General features: G+C 67.4%; 15 protein-coding genes. 9 read left to right on the top strand and 6 right to left on the bottom strand.

The window, feature by feature from the left end:
• Positions 1–101: 101 nt before the first annotated feature.
• From ACYVII_RS01315 to ACYVII_RS01300, 4 genes are all read right to left on the bottom strand, one after another.
• Positions 102–1469, bottom strand: coding sequence for an MFS transporter (locus ACYVII_RS01315; protein WP_460529780.1), 1368 nt, complete (start codon positions 1467–1469; stop codon positions 102–104).
• Positions 1470–1564: 95 nt separating this feature from the next.
• Complete coding sequence (locus ACYVII_RS01310; RefSeq protein WP_460530517.1) at positions 1565–2200, bottom strand: response regulator transcription factor; 636 nt, start codon at positions 2198–2200, stop codon at positions 1565–1567.
• A gap of 25 nt (positions 2201–2225) precedes the next feature.
• A complete protein-coding gene (locus tag ACYVII_RS01305; RefSeq protein ID WP_460529777.1) occupies positions 2226–3575 on the bottom strand; it encodes a sensor histidine kinase in 1350 nt (449 codons plus the stop codon).
• A gap of 52 nt (positions 3576–3627) precedes the next feature.
• On the bottom strand, positions 3628–5187 hold the full coding sequence (locus ACYVII_RS01300; protein WP_460529774.1) for a multicopper oxidase family protein: 1560 nt from the start codon (positions 5185–5187) through the stop codon (positions 3628–3630).
• 340 nt (positions 5188–5527) lie between these two features.
• Here ACYVII_RS01300 and ileS point away from each other — a divergent pair, with 340 nt between their 5' ends.
• The 4 genes from ileS to ndk are packed head-to-tail and all read left to right on the top strand — an operon-like array spanning position 5528 to position 11094.
• Positions 5528–8863, top strand: a complete 3336-nt coding sequence (gene ileS, locus ACYVII_RS01295) for an isoleucine--tRNA ligase (RefSeq protein ID WP_460529771.1) — start codon at positions 5528–5530, stop codon at positions 8861–8863.
• Positions 8864–8868: 5 nt separating this feature from the next.
• Positions 8869–10230: a bifunctional folylpolyglutamate synthase/dihydrofolate synthase gene (locus tag ACYVII_RS01290; protein ID WP_460530514.1), complete on the top strand. Its 1362-nt coding sequence runs from the start codon at positions 8869–8871 to the stop codon at positions 10228–10230.
• Positions 10231–10267: 37 nt separating this feature from the next.
• Positions 10268–10681, top strand: coding sequence for a DUF4233 domain-containing protein (locus ACYVII_RS01285; protein WP_460529768.1), 414 nt, complete (start codon positions 10268–10270; stop codon positions 10679–10681).
• Complete coding sequence (gene ndk, locus ACYVII_RS01280; protein WP_460529765.1) at positions 10678–11094, top strand: nucleoside-diphosphate kinase; 417 nt, start codon at positions 10678–10680, stop codon at positions 11092–11094. Before ACYVII_RS01285 ends, ndk begins: the two co-directional genes overlap by 4 nt.
• Before the next feature lie 72 nt (positions 11095–11166).
• Here ndk and ACYVII_RS01275 read toward each other — a convergent pair whose 3' ends face one another.
• Positions 11167–11778, bottom strand: coding sequence for a vitamin K epoxide reductase family protein (locus ACYVII_RS01275; RefSeq protein ID WP_460529762.1), 612 nt, complete (start codon positions 11776–11778; stop codon positions 11167–11169).
• Between the two features lie 381 nt (positions 11779–12159).
• Here ACYVII_RS01275 and ACYVII_RS01270 point away from each other — a divergent pair, with 381 nt between their 5' ends.
• The gene (locus ACYVII_RS01270) at positions 12160–14787 is read left to right on the top strand and encodes an Rne/Rng family ribonuclease (protein WP_460529759.1); all 2628 of its coding nucleotides are present in this window, start codon (positions 12160–12162) and stop codon (positions 14785–14787) included.
• 37 nt (positions 14788–14824) lie between these two features.
• Here the strand turns inward: ACYVII_RS01270 and ACYVII_RS01265 are convergent, their stop codons facing one another.
• Positions 14825–15121, bottom strand: coding sequence for a DUF4031 domain-containing protein (locus ACYVII_RS01265; RefSeq protein WP_460529756.1), 297 nt, complete (start codon positions 15119–15121; stop codon positions 14825–14827).
• A 198-nt stretch (positions 15122–15319) separates the two neighbouring features.
• On the opposite strand from ACYVII_RS01265, the gene rplU reads away from it, so the two are divergent.
• The 4 genes from rplU to proB all read left to right on the top strand — a co-directional run bounded on the left by rplU (position 15320) and on the right by proB (position 18371).
• Positions 15320–15628, top strand: a complete 309-nt coding sequence (rplU, locus tag ACYVII_RS01260) for a large ribosomal subunit protein bL21 (RefSeq protein WP_460529753.1) — start codon at positions 15320–15322, stop codon at positions 15626–15628.
• Positions 15629–15649: 21 nt separating this feature from the next.
• Positions 15650–15901, top strand: a complete 252-nt coding sequence (rpmA, locus tag ACYVII_RS01255; protein WP_460529750.1) for a bL27 family ribosomal protein — start codon at positions 15650–15652, stop codon at positions 15899–15901.
• A 129-nt stretch (positions 15902–16030) separates the two neighbouring features.
• Positions 16031–17545: a GTPase Obg gene (gene obgE / locus ACYVII_RS01250; RefSeq protein WP_460529747.1), complete on the top strand. Its 1515-nt coding sequence runs from the start codon at positions 16031–16033 to the stop codon at positions 17543–17545.
• Positions 17546–17549: 4 nt separating this feature from the next.
• Positions 17550–18371 (top strand): glutamate 5-kinase, encoded by an 822-nt coding sequence (proB, locus tag ACYVII_RS01245; RefSeq protein WP_460529744.1) that lies wholly within the window; start codon positions 17550–17552, stop codon positions 18369–18371.
• The last annotated feature ends 17 nt before the right edge of the window (positions 18372–18388 follow it).

Genomic DNA, 18388 nt, shown 5'->3' with positions numbered 1-18388 from the left:
GGATCTTTCGTGGTCAGTATGTGCGGCACCGCGTCAACTGGTGCCTGAGTGTGGGATTTCCGCCATTCTACCGTGGGCCCGGCAGCCGGTCGCGAAGCGGGCTACTCGGTCGCCGGCACCGCCTCTGCTGCCTGCTCGGACTCGAGCACGTCTTCGGCATCTGCGAGTCCTTCCCGGCGGCGGCGTGCAATGGACGCTGCGGCCAGTGCCGTCGCCAGCGTGATCGCCGACAGTATGCCGAGCACGATGCCAGGGTGCCACCACGCGTTGTGCGTGGCGGCGCCGAGCGCCTCGGTCAGGATGGGGATCAGCCCGGATAGGGCCGCCGCCACGGCGTACGCGATCGACAGCGCGCTGTAACGGATGGACTGACCGAAGATGTCGGCCATCAGTCCGCCGAGCCCCGCCCAGCTCAGCGTAGGGAAGATGCCGCCGACGATCATCGTGCCGACGAGGATCGGGAATGTCGCGAACTGAAGCAGGAAGTACATCGGGAACGCGATGAGCAGTGTCGTGAGTGCACCGATCCACACCACTCGCGCCGAGCCGATGCGGGTGGCCAGAACGCCGAACAGCGGGATCGTTACAAGCTGCAGCAGGCTGCCGATCGTCGTGGCGATGAACAACTGGGTGTAGTCGAAGTGCAGCGTCGCGACGCCGTAGCTCATGGTGTAGGTGTTCATCAGCGAGTACGAGCCGATGCCGAGCAGCGCGGCGCCGATCGCGACGACCAGGGCGACGGACTGGAGGCGGAAGACGTCGAGCACGGGCATCCGTGTGCGCCGTTTCTCCTGCACCAGGTGCGAGAAGACCGGCGTCTCATCGATGGACAGCCTCAGATACAGCGAGACCGCCAGCAGCGGAAGGGCGAGCAGGAAGGGGATGCGCCAGCCCCAGGCGGCCAGTGTTTCGGCTGACATGTTGAAGCTCAGTACCAGGAACAGCACAGCCGTGACGATGGTGCCGATCGGCGAGCCGAGCTGGGGGAGCGCGGCATAGAACCCGCGGCGCCGCTGAGTCGAGTGCTCGACACCGACCAGTATCGAGCCGCCCCACTCGCCGCCGAGCGAGATGCCCTGGATGATCCGCAGCACCACGAGCAGGATCGGCGCGGCGATTCCGATGGTGGCGTAGCCGGGGAGCACACCGATCAGCGCGGTCGAGACGCCCATGATGCCGATCGTCCAGATCAGCGTCGCGCGGCGACCGAGGCGGTCTCCGAGGTGGCCGAAGACGATCGCGCCGATGGGACGGACGAAGTACGAGGTCGCGAGGGTGAGGAAGGCGAGGAGAGTGCCCGCGACCTTGTTCTCGGCGGGGAAGAACACTGCCGCACTGAACAGAGCGCTGAAGTAGCTGAAGACGTAGAAGTCGTACGACTCGAGCGAGGTGCCGACGAGGGACGCGAGGGTTACCCGCCAGGCGTTGCGGTCGGCGTTGCGTGCGGCGATGGCTGTGGAATCGGTCACGGACTTCAAGTGTGGTGCCTGCGCACGGGACGGTGGCGAATGTTTCCTCCAGGGTCAGGACGCCGAAGTTGTGCACCACCTCTCAGGGGCGGCCGTCAGCCTCCGATATCGAGCCAGGTCAGAACGGCGAGCACCCTGCGGTGATCGGCGCCCGAGTCCTCGAGACCGAGCTTGGCGAAGATAGCGGTCACGTTCTTCTCTACAGCGCCTATGCCGATGTGCAGCCGCTCGGCGATGGCTGCGTTGGTGCGGCCCTCCGCCATGAGCTGGAGGGTCTCCCGTTCGCGCGGGGTGAGGGCCGACAGCGGATCGGCCCGTCGTCCCACGAGCTGAGCGACGACCTCGGGGTCGAGCACGGTGCCGCCCGTGGCGACGCGTGTCACGGCATCCGCGAGTTCGTCCAGGCTCGCCACCCTGTCCTTGAGCAGGTATCCCATGCCGCCGGCACCGCCTCCGAGCAGTTCCCGCGCGTACGTCGTCTCGACGTACTGACTGAGCAACAGCACGCCGCACGAGGGATGACTGCGATGCAGTTCCAGAGCGGCGCGCACACCCTCATCGCGAAACGTGGGCGGCATACGCACATCGAGCACGGCTACGTCGAAGGGTGTCGCGCGCGCTGCTGCGAGCAGGGAGTCGGCGTCACCGAACGCCCCGACGGTGTCGAAGCCCGCCTCCTCGAGTACTCGCACGAGTCCTTCCCTCAGGAGTACGGAATCGTCGGCCAGCATCACTCGAAGGGGCCCGGTCACGCTCTCACGATAACGGCACGGAGATCCTTGCTGTCGTGCCTGCCGGGCCTGACGTGAACTGCGTGGTGCCACGCATCGCTGTGACCCGTTCCCGGATCCCGGCCAATCCGTGACCCGCGGCTTCGGTCGCCCCGCCTCGTCCGTCGTCGGCGACGCTGAGCACAAGGCTGCCGTCATCCATGCTCACCTGGAGCCGCGCCGAGCCGGCGCTCGCGTGTTTGGCCACGTTCGTGAGCAATTCGGCCGCCACGAAGTAGATGTTGCGTTCGACCTCGGAGGGAACGGGGCGCTCGCCGAGCTCATTGACCACCGTGACGGGAACGACGCTTCGTGCCGCAAGGGAGTCGAGCGCCGCGCCCAGCCCGCGGTCCTGAAGTATGGGAGGAGCGAATCCGCGCGAGAGCGCGCGCAACTCGTCGAGTGCGTCTTGGGCGCGTGCCCCTGCCTCCTCCAGCAGGCTGTTCGTCGCATCAGGGTCGTCGTTGAGGCGGCGCTGAGCGGCGGCGATGTCCATACGGAGGCGGATCAGCTGCTGCTGGGGCCCGTCGTGGATGTCTCGCTCCAACCGTCGGAGCTCCCGGTCCTCGGCCGCAACGGCCGCCGCGCGCGACTGGGAGAGCTCGCTCACCTCGCGGCGAAGTCGGTCACTGGGCCATGAGCCGAGGAACCCGCGTGCCACCAGCCAGTGCAGGCTCACGAGGCCGCGCGTGACGAACGGGAGCGTGAAGAGGAAGATGACGCCGGCCACGGCATACAACACCATGTCACCGGTCAGCGGGTCGAAGGTCGCGGACGACCGGGTCACCCATTCCCAGATGACCTGCGAGATCCACACACTCTGCCCCTGGTGGGGGATGAATCCGCCCCAGATCCAGTAGGTCACGCCACCGAACGACATGGATACCCAGGCGATGAGGATTCCCCACGTCACGGTGGAGAGTGCGATCTGCACCACCATGGCGTACAGCAGATACAGCCACGAGTGACCGTTGGCGAACGGTCCGAACACGCGGCCCAAGAAGCCGGTGCCGACCTTGCGGTTCCAGACCGGCCTGGGGATATGCGGCTGGCCCGTTGCCTCGAGGAGCGTCAGCGTCGCACCGCCGAAGCCGCGCGCAACGTACAGGGCCGCGAGCACGAGGAAGAACCCGAGGATCAGCACGAGCATTCCCACGCCCGTGAAGAACAGCGGCCACAGCACGGATGTTGCGACCACGGCGATCGGGAAGGCGATGAACAAGACGCCGGCCTCGCCAGGCATCCGCGCCCAGAGGCGGCCGTAGAACGCCCAGAACCCTCCGCGCCGGTCATACGGACGCTGGACGGGAACGACGCCCGGCGTGCTTGCTGCCATGCTCACAGTCTGGTCGGTAGTCTCAGTGCTCATCGTCTCAGTGCTCATCGTCTCAGTGCTCATGGTTCATTCCTTGTTGGGAGTCGCGCGGCAGCGGGGGTGGCGATCCCGCGCTTTGTCCGGGTTTCAGCACGAGGAACTGACCCATCATGCCCGCGTCCTCGTGCGCGAGCAGGTGGCAGTGGAACATGTATGGCATGTGCCGGTCCGTGTAATCGCGGAACGTCATGATCAGACGCAACGGCGTATGCGGCATGAGGTAGACGGTGTCCTTCCATCCGGACAGCTCGGCTGGCGGCGCTTTGCCGCCGACGGACAGCACCTGGAATTGCACGTCGTGGATGTGGAAGTTGTGCGGCATGTCCATGGCGTTCGTGACCTCCCACACCGAGACCTGCCCGGCGGTCACCGTGGTGTCGATGCGGTTCGGATCCATCTTCTGGCCGTTGATGAGGTGGCCATCGAGGGTGAAACGCTGGATCGGTGCACCGGGGGCCGGCTTCAGCCGTTCGATGGGTGCGAGGGTGGAGGGGAGCTCGGCCAGCGGCCGTAAAGCATCGGCGGCCCGGAGCTGAAGCACGTCGAACCGGTCGGTTCCCCCGTTCGGCGCGGCCAGAACCTTGGAGATTCCGAGGTCGGGTGGAGTGGAACGCAGCGTGAGGGTCTCACCCGGGGTCATGCGCACGACGATCTCGGCCCGTTCGCCGGGGGACAGACGGATGTGCGACATGGCCGCCGGCGCGGACAGCAGGCCGCCATCGGTTGCGATCAGGGCGAACGGGCGACGGTCGTCGAGTCCGAAGTCGTAGGTGCGTGCGGAGGACGCGTTGAGCAGACGCAAGCGGACGGCATCCGTTGTCACATTCAGATAAGGACCGACCGTGCCGTTGACGAGGAGCGTGTCTCCCAGGGCGCCGACGAATCCGTGGTCCCCTGGCGCGAATCGTCCGTTCCGGCCGAAGTGCTCATCCTGCACGATGACCGGGATGTCGTCGATTCCATACTCATTCGGCAGGCCGAGCGCTTGTTCTTGCTCGTCGTGAAGGATGACCATTCCCGCCATGCCGGCTGCGACCTGGTGTTCCGTCGCGCCGTGCGGATGGGGGTGGTACCACAAGGTGGCGGCGGGTTGGTCGATGGTGAAGGCCGGTGTGCGTGACGCCCCTGGCGCGATCGGCTGGTGGGGCCCGCCGTCCATCGCGGCAGGCAGGTGCATCCCGTGCCAGTGCAGCGTCGTCACCTCGTCGAGCTCGTTCTTCACGCGCACCCTGATGCGATCGCCGCGGTTCGCGATGATCGTCGGTCCCAGGTATGCGCCTGGCTGCTCGGGCGTGCCGTAGCCCGCCGTCGGCGTTGACTCGCCGTTCCGGAACGTCGTGGTGCCCTTCTGTGCGACGAGCGTGAAGTGGCGGACTCCGTCGGCCCCGGGCGGGCCGGAATCTGCCGGGGGAAGACGAAGGGGATTCTGAAACGAGACCTGACCGACGGTGTCGACCCGGGCGCGAGGGTTCCCCGTGCGTCCGGCCAGCATGGCCAGCCCGACGACGGCAGCCGTCATGGCGCCGATCGAGGCGATGACGGCGCGTGGGCGGCGAAGTCGGAGTGCAGGCATGCCTTCAGCCTGGCGAAGCAGGCGGGCGTGCCCTATCCGGCTGGTTCCCGAAAAGCGCGGGGGGTTACCCCTACCAGGACGGCCCTCGCAGCCCTGTAGAATGACGGCAACGACTGAGATCCGGACATCACCGGGGAGTCTCCGGAAGAACGACGCTGCGGCATGGCCGAAGCATCCAGTAGAACCGGGCGGGTGGGCCCGTCACAGCCTGTCATTGAGTGGTCGTGCCTCGCCGATGGATGCCGGGGTACGGCAAACGGGGTGGTACCGCGTCTCCCGCATCGTGTTTCACACGTGCGGCGGCGTCCTCGCGCAGAAGTCCTCACCTGCCAGGAGAAGCATGCCGTACCCCCGATCCGATGATTCGAATCGTCCTGACGTCGAGCTGGATGCCTCCGGTCGCGTCACTCCGTCGCCGCGCTTTCCGCAGATCGAGGAGGAGGTCCTCGCGTTCTGGAAGCGCGACGACACGTTCCGGGCGTCCGTCGACCAGCGCGAGGGCGCCCCGGAGTGGGTGTTCTACGACGGCCCGCCGTTCGCGAACGGGCTCCCGCACTACGGCCACCTGCTGACCGGGTATGCGAAGGATGTGTTCCCCCGGTTCCAGACGATGCGCGGCAAGCAGGTGCATCGCCGCTTCGGCTGGGACACTCACGGTCTGCCCGCAGAACTCGAAGCGGAACGACAGCTCGGCATCACCGACAAGAGCCAGATCGAGCAGATGGGCATTGCGGCGTTCAATGCCGCGGCACGGGCATCCGTTCTGAAGTACACCCGCGAGTGGCGCGAATACGTCACCCGCCAGGCGCGCTGGGTGGACTTCGACAACGACTACAAGACGCTCGACATCACGTTCATGGAGTCGGTGCTCTGGGCGTTCAAGCAGCTGTACGACAAGGGGCTCGCGTACGAGGGCTACCGCGTGCTGCCGTATTGCTGGCGCGACCAGACGCCCTTGTCCAACCACGAGCTCCGCATGGACGACGACGTCTACAAGATGCGCCAGGACCAGACCGTCACCGTGACGTTCCCGCTGGTGGGCGAGAAGGCCGAGGCGCTTGGCCTCACCGCCGTGCGTGCGCTCGCCTGGACGACGACGCCGTGGACGCTGCCCACCAACCAGGCCCTGGCGGTCGGCCCGGAGATCGAGTACGCCGTCGTTCCGGCCGGGCCGAACGGCACGCCGGACGCGGAGGTGGAGCGCGAGGGCGCCGCCGAGCGAGGCGACGTCACGGTGCTCGCGGCGGAGTACCTGCTGGCGCTCGACCTGATCGGCTCCTACGCGAAAGACCTCGGTTACGAGAAGGCGGAAGACGCCCGTGCCGCGGTCACGCGCACTGTGACAGGCGCGGAGCTGGCCGGCGTGCAGTACGACCGGCTCTGGGACTACTACGCGGATGCCGAGAAGTACGGCACGCAGAACGCCTGGCAGATCCTCGTGGACGACTACGTCACCACCGAGGAGGGCACGGGTATCGTGCATCAGGCGCCCGCATACGGCGAGGACGACCAGCGGGTGTGCGCGGCCGCCGGCATCCCGGTCGTCGTCTCCGTCGACGAGGGCGGCCGGTTCCTGCCGGAGGTGACGGATGTCGCGGGGCTGCAGGTCTTCGACGCGAACAAGCCGCTCACGCAGGCACTGAAGGCGATGGGGCGGCTGCTGAGGCAGGCATCCTACGAGCACAGCTACCCGCACTGCTGGCGATGCCGCAACCCGCTGATCTACAAGGCGGTGTCGAGCTGGTTCGTTCGGGTTCCGGAGTTCCGCGACCGCATGGTGGAGCTCAACCAGCAGATCGAATGGGTGCCGGAGAACGTCAAAGACGGACAGTTCGGCAAGTGGCTCTCCGGTGCACGCGACTGGTCGGTGAGCCGCAACCGCTACTTCGGCTCGCCCATCCCGGTATGGAAGAGCGACGACTCCGCCTATCCGCGGATCGACGTCTACGGGTCGCTCGCCGACCTGGAGCGCGACTTCGGGCGGCTGCCTGTGAACGCGGACGGCGAACCGGATCTGCATCGCCCGTACATCGACGAGCTGACGCGGCCGAACCCGGACGATCCGACGGGACGCTCCACGATGCGACGCATCCCCGACGTGTTCGACGTGTGGTTCGACTCCGGATCGATGCCGTACGCGCAGGTGCATTACCCGTTCGAGAACCAAGACTGGTTCGAGGCGCACAATCCGGCCGACTTCATCGTCGAGTACATCGGGCAGACCCGTGGCTGGTTCTATCTCATGCATGTTCTGAGCACCGCGCTGTTCGACCGGCCGGCGTTCAAGCGGGTCGTCAGCCACGGCATCGTGCTCGGCAGCGACGGCCAGAAGATGTCGAAATCGCTGCGCAACTATCCGGATGTGGCCGAGGTGTTCGACCGTGACGGCTCGGACGCGATGCGCTGGTTCCTCATGTCGTCGTCCGTGCTGCGCGGCGGCAACCTGGTCGTCACGGAGGAGGGCATCCGACAGGGGGTGCGCGAGGCGCTGCTTCCGTTGTGGAGCACCTGGTACTTCTTCTCCCTGTACGCGAACGCGTGCGGCTATGACGCGAGATGGCGCACGGATTCGTCCGACGTGCTCGACCGCTATCTGCTGGCCAAGACGAGGGAGCTGGTGGATGCCGTCACCCGCGATCTCGAGAACTTCGACTCGACGCTCGCGGCGGCCAAGATCCGCGACTTCGCCGACGTGCTCACGAACTGGTACGTGCGTCGCTCCCGAGACAGGTTCTGGGAGGGCGTCACGCCCGACGGTGGTAATGCGGAGGCTTTCGACACCCTCTACACGGTGCTCGAGACCCTGACGCGTGTTGCTGCACCGTTGCTGCCCCTCACCACCGAGCGCATCTGGAAGGGCCTCACCGGCGGGCGCAGCGTGCACCTCACCGACTGGCCTGACGCATCGACGTTCCCGGCCGATGAATCGCTCGTGACGGCGATGGACCGGGTGCGGCAGGTGAGCTCGGTCGCGTTGTCGCTGCGCAAGGCAGCCGGTCTGCGCGTACGCCTGCCACTTGCCGAGCTGACCGTGGTGACGGACGCCGCGGCCTCGCTCGAGCCGTTCGAGGGCATCCTGCGCGACGAGCTCAACGTGAAGCGTGTGCGATTGGTCGAGTTGACGGAGAACAGCCCCGCAGAGTACGGCGTGAGCAAACGGCTCACCGTCAACGCGCGAGCCGCTGGACCGCGCCTCGGCAAGAGCGTGCAGGCGGCGATCCGTGCGGCGCGCGAGGGCGAATGGACCGAGAGCGACGGCGTTGTCACAGCCGGCGGCATCCCGTTGCAGGATGGCGAGTACGAGCTCGTACTCGAGACATCGGAGACGCACGACACCGGACGCGCGCTCGCTCTGCTTCCCGGTGCAGGCTTCGTGCTGCTCGATACGACGACCGACGAGGTGCTCGAGGCCGAGGGTCTGGCCAGGGATGCCGTGCGTGTCGTGCAGGAGAGCCGCAAGCAGGCGGGACTGGACGTGAGCGACCGCATCCGGCTGCGGCTCGTGCTGGACACGGCGGGTGCGGACGCCGTGCGCACGCACGCCGAGCTGGTGAGCGCCGAGACGCTCGCCGTCGAGCTCGACGTCGATGTGGACGATGCGGTCGCCGACGCGGCGGAGTCCGCACCCGTCGGCGCCGGGTCCGCGCTACTGGTGAGCTTGGAGAAGGTTCGGTGACAGATCTGACGGATGACGAGTACCGCGAGGCGGCCGACGCGGTCTACGAGACGCTCCTCACCCGGCTGGGCGAGGGCAGCCCGCGCCCGCGGCTCGCGCCGACGAGGCGGGCCGTCGAACTTCTGGGAGACCCGCAGCGCGCGTATCCGATCATCCATGTGACCGGAACCAACGGCAAGACGTCGACGAGTCGCATCATCGAGAGCATCCTGCGGGCGTACGGCCTGCGGGTCGGGCTCTTCACCAGCCCACACCTGCTGCGGTTCAATGAACGCTTCACGATCGATGGCGAACCGATCAGCGACGAGGCCCTTGCGCGCAATTGGGATGACGTCGCGCCGTACGTGCAGATGGCCGATGCCGAGCTGGCGGAGCAGGGCGAGCAGCGCCTCACGTTCTTCGAGGTCATCACAGTGCTCGCGTTCGCCTGCTTCGCAGACGCGCCGGTCGACGTCGCCGTGATCGAGGTCGGCATGGGCGGGGAATGGGACTCCACGAACGTCGGCGACGGTCAGGTCGCCGTCTTCACGCCGATCTCGCTCGATCACACAGACCGGCTCGGCTCGACCATCGCGGAGATCGCCCGCACGAAGAGCGGCATCATCAAGCCGTCGGCCGCCGTCGTGAGCGCTGCCCAGGTGGAGGATGCCACGCGCGAGCTGGTGCGTGCGGCCGAGTTGCGCGAGGCATCCATCGCCTTTCAGCCCGTCGACTTCGATGTTCAGGATGACGCGGTGGCAGTCGGCGGCCAGCTGGTCACCATCCGGGGTCGTGCCGGCACCTACTCCGGCCTGTTCCTTCCGCTGTACGGTGCGCACCAGGCGCAGAACGCCGCGGTGGCTGTGGCGGCCGTCGAGACCTTCCTCGGCGACGGCAGCGAACCCTTGCGCGTTCCGCTCCTCGAGGAGGCGTTCGCCACTGCGACCTCGCCCGGCAGGCTGCAGCTCATCGGCACGGATCCGACAGTGCTGGTTGACGCCGCCCATAACCCGGCAGGCGCACTCACGCTGGCCAGAGCGCTTCCGGAGTTCTTCGACTTCGATGAAATCGCCTTCGTGCTGGGCATCCTTCGCGACAAGGATGCCCACGGAATCGTCGACGCGCTTGCACCGCTCGCGGCCCGCATCTTCGTGACCCAGTCGCACTCCGAGCGCTCCACCTCGTCATCAGAGCTCGCCGACCACGTGGAGGAGTGGACGCATGAGCACGCGGAAGCGCACCACGACCTCGGCGACGCGATCGAGGCCGCAAGGCAGTGGGCGGCATCGCATCCGCGCCGCGCCGTCGTGGTCACCGGATCGATAGCCCTGATCGGCGAGGCTCTCGGGCTCGCGCAGGAGCGCGAGTGGAAGGCGTCCACCGAATGAGCGGGGCCGATACCCGCGGTACGACGGAGCAAGGACGATGACCGGCAGCACCCCTGCGCGCACGCGTCGCCCGCGTCGAGAGCGTTCGGCGCAAGAGAGCCTCGGCTCCATCGTGCTCGGCTTCGAGCTCGTCGTCGTCTTCCTCGGCGCGCTCGTCGTCTTCGGTCTGCACGCACTGCCTCCCGTGCAGGCGCTCGGGGGCGGTGCCGTGTTCATCGTGCTGATGATCGTGGCGATCCTGCTGCTTCGATTCCGTGTCGGCTACTGGCTCGGCTGGCTCATCCAGCTCGGCGTGATCGCCGCCGGGTTCCTCGTCGGCATGCTCTTCATCGTCGGCGTCATCTTCACCGCCATCTGGGCGTACGCGATGATCGCGGGCGCCCGGCTCGACAGGCGCAGCGCGGCCTTCCGGGCATCCCAGTCCGAATCCACCGAACAGGAGAACGAATGACCACCATCGAAGAGACCCTCGTGCTCGTCAAGCCCGACGGCGTGGCCCGCGGACTGACCGGAGAGATCCTGAGAAGGATCGAAGCGAAGGGTTATGCGCTCGTCGACATCAAACTGGTGGAAGCAGACCGCGAGCTGCTGTCGCAGCACTATGCCGAGCACCAGGGCAAGCCGTTCTACGAGCCGCTGGTGGAGTTCATGGAGTCCGGCCCGATCGTGGCCATCCGCGTCGCCGGCAACCGCGTGATCCAGGGATTCCGCACGCTGGCAGGAGCGACCGATCCCACGAGCGCCGCTCCCGGGACGATCCGCGGCGACCTCGCCAGGGACTGGGGCCTGCCGGTGCAGCAGAACCTCGTGCACGGCTCCGATTCGCCAGAGAGCGCTGCGAGCGAGCTCAAGCTCTGGTTCTAGAACCGAGGCAGCACAGCCGTCTCGGCGCCGGCGTCGGCGCTGGCCCACTTGGCCTCCGCCGACGCCAGCGCGCTAGCGGAAGGCGTTCGGGATCCACTGCACCTGGATCTGCGCGAACACCGCGACGATCACGTAGCTGATGAACGTGATGAGCGGGATCCAGGTGTACGCGGCGGCGAAGAAGTTCCGCACCCGAGCGTTGGTCGGGATGTTCCCCTCTTTGAGGTTGTAGAACGTCACGGCCCAGAACGTCGGGATGGTCACGGTCCACGTGATCATGCAGTACGGGCAGAGCACGTAGAGGTCGTAGAGGCTCGAGTAGATCAGGAAGATCACGAGCACGATCGCACCGAGCACTCCGAGGTTGAAGAGCATCCAGAACCAACGGCGGAATCGTGCCCCCGCGAGGATGGCGACCCCTACTGCGATGGGCGCGGCCCAGCACGCCACGCCGATGATCGGGTTCGGAAAACCGAGTACCGACCCCTGCCACGAATCGAGGTTCTTGCCGCACCCAACGAGCGGGTTGATGTTGCAGGTCAGCTGCGCGCTCGGATGCTCCAGGAGCGTGAACTTGTCGAGCGTGAGCGCGAAGGCGGCGAACCATCCGATGACGCCGGCAACGATGAGAAAGATCGCGAGCCCGAAAGGCCGCTTGGTTTCGGTGGGGGAGTCGAGCGACACCATCGCATTATGGCAGAGCGGCAAATGAGCTCTTCCCGGGCCTGAACGGGGCTCCACGGCGGCCGTGCGATAATGGCAGACAGCTGCCCGGACGCCGTCCGGGCAGAGACGAAGAAGCTTTTCCGGGAACCGCTGAAAGGTCGGATGCCCGGGGGCCCGGCCGCGCGCGACCGGGCGAGAAGACAGTGCAGACCACGAGAGACAGGGACGGGCGAACGAAGACGAGTGCAGCGGACCGCGCGCCACGAAGCGCAGCATCCATCGCGCACCCCTTCGAACGCCGAACCGAGGATTGGCGGACGAGCGCTCTGAGCGCCGCCCGCACGAGTACAGCCGTACCCGGCGCGCGCGTGCGCCGTGCGGTCGAGGAGTGCACCAGCGATGGTGGAGAACGATCAGAATGCATGGGATGAATCGGGAGCACGGAACGCGGAAGGCGGACAGCAGCGCAGACGCAGTCGCTTTTTCGGCGGACGTCGCGTAGGCCGCAAGGCCGAAGCGCCGCAGGCTCCCAAGGCCGATTCGGCGGCTCCGGCACCGACCGACGACGCGTCGGCGACGGTGCCAGCAGCCGGGCAGCAGACGCAGCAGCCCGCTGCAGCGCCGGCTCCGATTGCTGCCGAGCAGCAGGTCGCCGGCGACGACGAAAAGCGTATGCCGGCCCGACAACGTGACGCAGAGGCGCTCGCTTCCGGCGACGCAGCACAGGATGCCCGCGCATCCGAAGCCACGACGCACGCGGCGCAGGCGCCGGGGCTGCCGAGCACAGCCCTGCTGTTCCAGGCGCCGCCGGTGCTTCCGCCGCTGCCGGCCGCGGAGCAGGACGAGGAGCAGGAGCGCGAGGAGGTTTCGACCTCGAGGCGCCGCACGCGTCGTCGCGGGGCATCCGGTGAGGGTGCCGAAGAGGGCGGCAAGCGGCAGCGCGAGCCCGAGCTCATCACCGAGCCGCAGAAGGTGAAGGGTTCGACCAGGCTCGAGGCCAAGAAGCAGCGTCGCCGTGACGGCCGCGATGCGGGCCGGAGGCGCCCGGTCATCACGGAGGCCGAGTTCCTCGCCCGTCGCGAGGCCGTCGACCGTCAGATGGTCGTGCGATCCAAGAGCGGGCGCATCCAGATCGGCGTTCTCGAAGACGGGGTCCTCGTCGAACACTACGTCGCACGCTCCCAGGAGGCGTCGCTGATCGGCAACGTCTATCTGGGCCGGGTACAGAACGTGCTGCCCAGCATGGAGGCGGCCTTCGTCGACATCGGCCGCGGCCGCAACGCCGTGCTGTACTCCGGCGAGGTGGACTGGGAGGCGGCGGAGACGGGCAACCAGCCCCGGCGCATCGAGCTCGCGCTCAAGCCGGGCGACAAGGTCCTGGTGCAGGTGACGAAGGATCCGGTCGGGCACAAGGGCGCCCGGCTGACGAGCCAGGTCAGCCTTCCCGGCCGCTACCTGGTGTATGTGCCGAACGGCTCGATGAACGGCATCAGCCGGAAGCTGCCCGACACGGAGCGCGCCAGGCTCAAGAAAATCCTCAAGGAGGTGCTCCCCGAGAACACCGGCGTCATCGTGCGTACGGCAGCGGAGGGCGCCACGCAGGAACAGCTCACCGTCGACGTCAACCGGCTCACCTCGCAGTGGGCGGACATCTCGAAGCAGACCGAGACCGTGCAGGCGCCTGCGCTGCTGCACAGCGAGCCCGACCTGCTGATCAAGATCGTCCGGGATGTCTTCAACGAGGACTTCCAGAAGCTGATCATCGCGGGCGACGATGCCCGTCAGACGATCGAGAGCTACCTGCGCCAGGTCGCTCCCGACCTGCTCGATCGCGTTCAGGCCTACGAGGGATCGCGTGACGCGTTCGACGAGTTCCGCATCACCGAGCAGATAGAGAAGGCTCTCGAGCGCAAGGTGTGGCTGCCGTCCGGTGGCTCGCTCGTCATCGACCGCACAGAGGCGATGACCGTGATCGACGTCAACACGGGCAAGTTCGTGGGCTCCGGAGGAAACCTCGAAGAGACCGTCACGAAGAACAACCTCGAGGCGGCGGAAGAGATTGTGCGCCAGCTTCGGCTGCGCGACATCGGCGGCATCATCGTCGTCGACTTCATCGACATGGTGCTCGAGTCGAATCGCGACCTCGTGCTGCGCCGGCTCGTCGAGTGCCTCAGCAGAGATCGCACGAAGCATCAGGTGGCCGAGGTCACCTCGCTCGGACTCGTGCAGATGACGCGCAAGAAGCTCGGCCTCGGCCTGCTCGAGACGTTCAGCGAGCCCTGTGAGGTCTGCGCCGGCCGTGGCGTGATCGTGCACCACGATCCGGTCACGCGGCACCGAGCACCACAGCCTCCCGAGCGCCGACGTGGCGGCAAGAACGGTGGCTCGTCGGTGCCGTCGAACGGAAACGGCGCCTCGAACACGCACACCGGCACGCACGCCATCACCGATGACGCGAAGAACGCGCTCGCTCAGATCGCGGCCAGCACGCTCCACCCGCACCAGGACGGCTCGACGGATGCTCCGGCCGCCGTCACCGAGTCCGCTGCCGCCGTGCCCGCCACCGTGCAAACCCAATCGGTCGCGAGCGAGCCGGTTCAGGGCGACGGTGCGGGCGTCGAGGGACCGAAGCACGCGGCCGAGCCGCAGGAAGCGGCATCCGAGCCGGCTGACCTGACGCAGGGCGAGAAACAGGATGCCCCGCGGGGCCGCCGAGGCAATCGCGGTCGCGGTTCGCGTCGGGGGGCCGACGAAGCATCCCCCGCAGCTGCAGAAGAACCGACGAAGGTGCCCTCGGGAGTCGACGCGGAATCAGCGCTGTCGATCCTGGACATCCCGGTGGCCGCGCACACCGAGCAGAAGCCGCGAGTGGACAGGGTGCAGGCGCAGGAGATCCTGGGCTCCGTGCTCGATGCTCTTCCCGAGCCGAAGCAGCCCGGCCACGGGCGGTCGCGCAGGCGCGTGACGACGGCGGGCCTGACCGGCGGTGCGGTAGCACCTCGGAACGACGACTCGCAGGCGAGCTGACGGTTCGGCGCCGCTACCGAGGCGCGCGCCGAGCATGTCAGTGTCGGTGGGAGTCGGCTCGAGGCGCCTTCCGGCGCGCTGCCTGTGTGATGCGAAGGCCGCTTGCCCTCAGCCGCACGACGAGTTCGCGGTTCGACACGCGCAGCGCTCCCGCACTGACCAGTTCGGTGTGGCGCTCCGCAGGAACGTCGTAGTGGTCGAGATCGAATGCCCGCTCGGGTACGCGGTTCGCGCGTGCGAACGCGTGCAGCTCGTCGATCGAGGCGTCGCTGACCAGATGAGACCACAGCGTGCCGTGGTTCGGCCACATCGGGGTGTCGATCAGGATGGCCATGCGGGCGAGTCTACGGTGGCGTTCGGTTTGAGCGGCTTTCCGGTGTCTGGTAAGCTCGACCGTTGGTGCGTGTCGACTTATCGCGGCCAGCATCCTTTCGTTTTCTGGCTCGAACCCTTCTCCCACTTGGGGGCGTGACCAGCGAAAATCAACGTCAGTCTGGGGCTCTTTGCGCCCCTCATCAGATAGGTACGAGTAGTGGTTTACGCAGTTGTGCGCGCCGGCGGTCGGCAGGAGAAGGTCGAGGTCGGCACCATCGTGACGATGGACCGCGTCAAGGCGAGCGAGAACGGCACCGTGGAGTTGCCCGCGGTGCTCCTCGTCGACGGTGACACGATCACCAGCGACGCCGAGTCTCTGGCCAAGGTGAAGGTCACCGCCGAGGTGCTCGGAGACCTCCGCGGCCCGAAGATCGTGATCCAGAAGTTCAAGAACAAGACCGGCTACAAGAAGCGCCAGGGCCACCGCCAGGAGCTCACGCGCGTCAAGGTCACCGGCATCAAGTAAGCAGCGCGAGGAGAGACACTCATGGCACACAAAAAGGGAGCGAGCTCCACTCGCAACGGCCGCGACTCGAACGCGCAGCGCCTCGGCGTGAAGCGCTTCGGCGGCCAGGTCGTGAACGCGGGCGAGATCATCGTCCGTCAGCGCGGCACGCACTTCCACCCGGGCGCGAACGTCGGCCGCGGTGGCGACGACACGCTCTTCGCGCTCGAACCGGGCGCTGTCGAGTTCGGCACCAAGGGCGGCCGCAAGGTCGTCAACGTGGTGGTCAGTTGATCTTCCTGTGACGAACACAGCCGATGGGCGGGCCTCGTGCCCGCCCATCCGTGTTTGCACAGGTCGCGCGTTCGGAGACGAACGGGCATCCCATCCGATGAAGGCCCGTATGCGGGGGAGAGGGGCACCATGGCGACGTTCGTCGACACCGTGACGCTGCACTTGCGGGCCGGCCACGGCGGTAACGGCTGCGTGTCGGTGCGCCGCGAGAAGTTCAAGCCGCTCGCCGGTCCCGACGGCGGCAACGGCGGGCACGGCGGCGACATCGCGCTCGTCACCGATCCGGGTGTCACGACGCTGCTCGCGTACCACAGGCATCCGCACCGCTCGTCGGAGAACGGCGGCTTCGGCATGGGCGACAACCGCAGCGGTGCATCGGGCGCGGACCTCGAACTCCCGGTGCCGGTCGGCACTGTCGTCAAGGATGCCTCCGGCGAGCTTCTCGTCGACCTCGACCAGCCGGGCATGCGCTTCGTCGTCGCGCCCGGCGGTCTCGGCGGTCTGGGCAACGCCGCGCTCGCCTCACCCAAGCGCAAGGCACCCGGATTCGCCCTGCTCGGCACGCCCGGCTGGGAGGGCGACGTCGTTCTCGAGCTGAAGACGGTGGCGGACGTGGCGCTCGTCGGCTTTCCCTCGGCGGGCAAGTCCAGCTTGGTCGCCGCCCTGTCGGCGGCGAAACCGAAGATCGCGGACTACCCCTTCACTACGCTGCACCCCAACCTCGGTGTCGTGCAGGCCGGAGAGGTGCGGTACACGATCGCGGACGTGCCCGGCCTCATCGAGGGCGCGAGCGAGGGGAAGGGCCTCGGGCTGGAGTTCCTTCGGCACGTTGAACGCTGCAGCGCGCTTCTGCATGTGCTCGACTGCGCAACGCTGGAGCCGGACCGGGACCCGATCAGCGATCTCGACGTCATCCTCGCTGAACTCGGGGCCTATCCGGTTCCGGATGGCCAGGTCCCGCTGCTCGAACGCCCGCAGCTCATCGCGCTGAACAAGGTCGACGTGCCGGATGCCGCGGAGCTCGCCGAATTCGTACGCGGCGATCTCGAGGCGCGCGGCTACCGCGTGTTCGAGATCTCCACGGTGAGCCACCAGGGTCTGCGGGCGCTGTCGTTCGCGCTCGCCCAGGTCGTCGAGGATGCCAGGAAAGACGAGGCCGCGAGCGCCGACTCGAAGCCGCGCATCGTCATCCGTCCGCGTGCTGTCGACGATGCCGGATTCACGGTGCGCGTCGAAGGCGGATCGGATGGACCGGTGTATCGCATTCTCGGCGGCAAGCCAGAGCGCTGGGTCGCCCAGACTGACTTCGCGAACGACGAGGCCGTGGGATTCCTTGCGGACCGGCTAGCGAAGCTCGGCGTCGAAGACGAGTTGGTGAAGGCCGGAGCGGTCGCCGGTTCGACGGTCGTGATCGGTGCGGACAACGGTGTGGTGTTCGACTGGGAGCCCACGCTCACCTCGACAGCGGAGCTGGTGACGTCCCCGCGCGGAACCGATGCCCGTCTCGACCCGAACCAGCGGCCGACGCGCGGACAGCGTCGCGAGGAGTACCACGAGCGCATGGATGCCAAGGCAGAGGCGCGTGCGGAGCTCCTACGCGAGCGCGAGGCAGGCCTCTGGCACGACGACGAGGAGGACGCGTAGCCCGATGGTGATCACCGACCGCTCGCTGGTGCCTGCCGCCCGGCGCATCGTCGTGAAGGTGGGATCCTCGTCGATCAGCGGCGAGAATGCGCACCAGATCGGTCCCCTCGTCGATGCTCTCGCCGCGGCGCACAGCCGTGGAGTTCAGGTGGTGCTCGTCTCGTCGGGAGCGATCGCGACCGGGATCCCCTATCTTGCGCTGAACGGCCGCCCCAACGACCTCGCGACTCAGCAGGCGGCGGCGGCGGTGGGACAGAACGTGCTGATCTACCGGTACCAGGACAGTCTTGATCGGTACGACATCGTCGCCGGGCAGGTGCTCCTCACCGCGGGTGACCTGGAGAATCCGACTCACCGGTCGAATGCGCGACGTGCGATGGAGCGCCTGCTCGACCTGCGCATCCTGCCCATCGTGAATGAGAACGACACGGTGGCGACGCACGAGATCCGGTTCGGCGACAACGACCGCCTTGCTGCGCTGGTCGCCACCTTGATCGGCGCTGACCTGCTCGTGCTGCTCTCCGACGTCGACGCGCTCTACACCAGGCCTCCGCACGAGCCGGGCGCCCAACCCATCGGGCACGTCGCAGCCGGAGACCAGCTGCAGGGGGTCGAGATCGGATCGACCGGGCTCGCCGGTGTGGGCACCGGGGGAGCGATCACCAAGGTCTCAGCGGCACGTCACGCGGCTGAGGCGGGAAGCGCCGTGCTGCTCACGTCGACCCGGCTGGTCTCTGCAGCCTTGTCCGGCGAACCGGTGGGCACCTGGTTCGCACCGCACGAGCGAGGCGAGCAGATGCCGGCGGCTGAGGCGATTCCGGACTGACGGGTGCCGATCGCGCT

It is taken from the genome of Humibacter ginsengiterrae (assembly GCF_054780115.1).
The sequence above is the reverse complement of the archived record's forward strand: the minus strand, read 5'-3'. Positions and strand labels throughout refer to the sequence as shown.

What these genes read in the sequence shown, in the direction of transcription:
- ACYVII_RS01310 (WP_460530517.1), bottom strand. Translation starts at nt 2,200, where the DNA reads ATGCTGGCCGACGATTCCGTACTCCTGAGGGAAGGACTCGTGCGAGTA.
- ACYVII_RS01305 (WP_460529777.1), bottom strand. Translation starts at nt 3,575, where the DNA reads ATGGCAGCAAGCACGCCGGGCGTCGTTCCCGTCCAGCGTCCGTATGAC.
- ACYVII_RS01300 (WP_460529774.1), bottom strand. Translation starts at nt 5,187, where the DNA reads ATGCCTGCACTCCGACTTCGCCGCCCACGCGCCGTCATCGCCTCGATC.
- ileS (WP_460529771.1), top strand. Translation starts at nt 5,528, where the DNA reads ATGCCGTACCCCCGATCCGATGATTCGAATCGTCCTGACGTCGAGCTG.
- ACYVII_RS01285 (WP_460529768.1), top strand. Translation starts at nt 10,268, where the DNA reads ATGACCGGCAGCACCCCTGCGCGCACGCGTCGCCCGCGTCGAGAGCGT.
- ndk (WP_460529765.1), top strand. Translation starts at nt 10,678, where the DNA reads ATGACCACCATCGAAGAGACCCTCGTGCTCGTCAAGCCCGACGGCGTG.
- ACYVII_RS01270 (WP_460529759.1), top strand. Translation starts at nt 12,160, where the DNA reads ATGGTGGAGAACGATCAGAATGCATGGGATGAATCGGGAGCACGGAAC.
- ACYVII_RS01265 (WP_460529756.1), bottom strand. Translation starts at nt 15,121, where the DNA reads ATGGCCATCCTGATCGACACCCCGATGTGGCCGAACCACGGCACGCTG.
- rpmA (WP_460529750.1), top strand. Translation starts at nt 15,650, where the DNA reads ATGGCACACAAAAAGGGAGCGAGCTCCACTCGCAACGGCCGCGACTCG.
- obgE (WP_460529747.1), top strand. Translation starts at nt 16,031, where the DNA reads ATGGCGACGTTCGTCGACACCGTGACGCTGCACTTGCGGGCCGGCCAC.
- proB (WP_460529744.1), top strand. Translation starts at nt 17,550, where the DNA reads ATGGTGATCACCGACCGCTCGCTGGTGCCTGCCGCCCGGCGCATCGTC.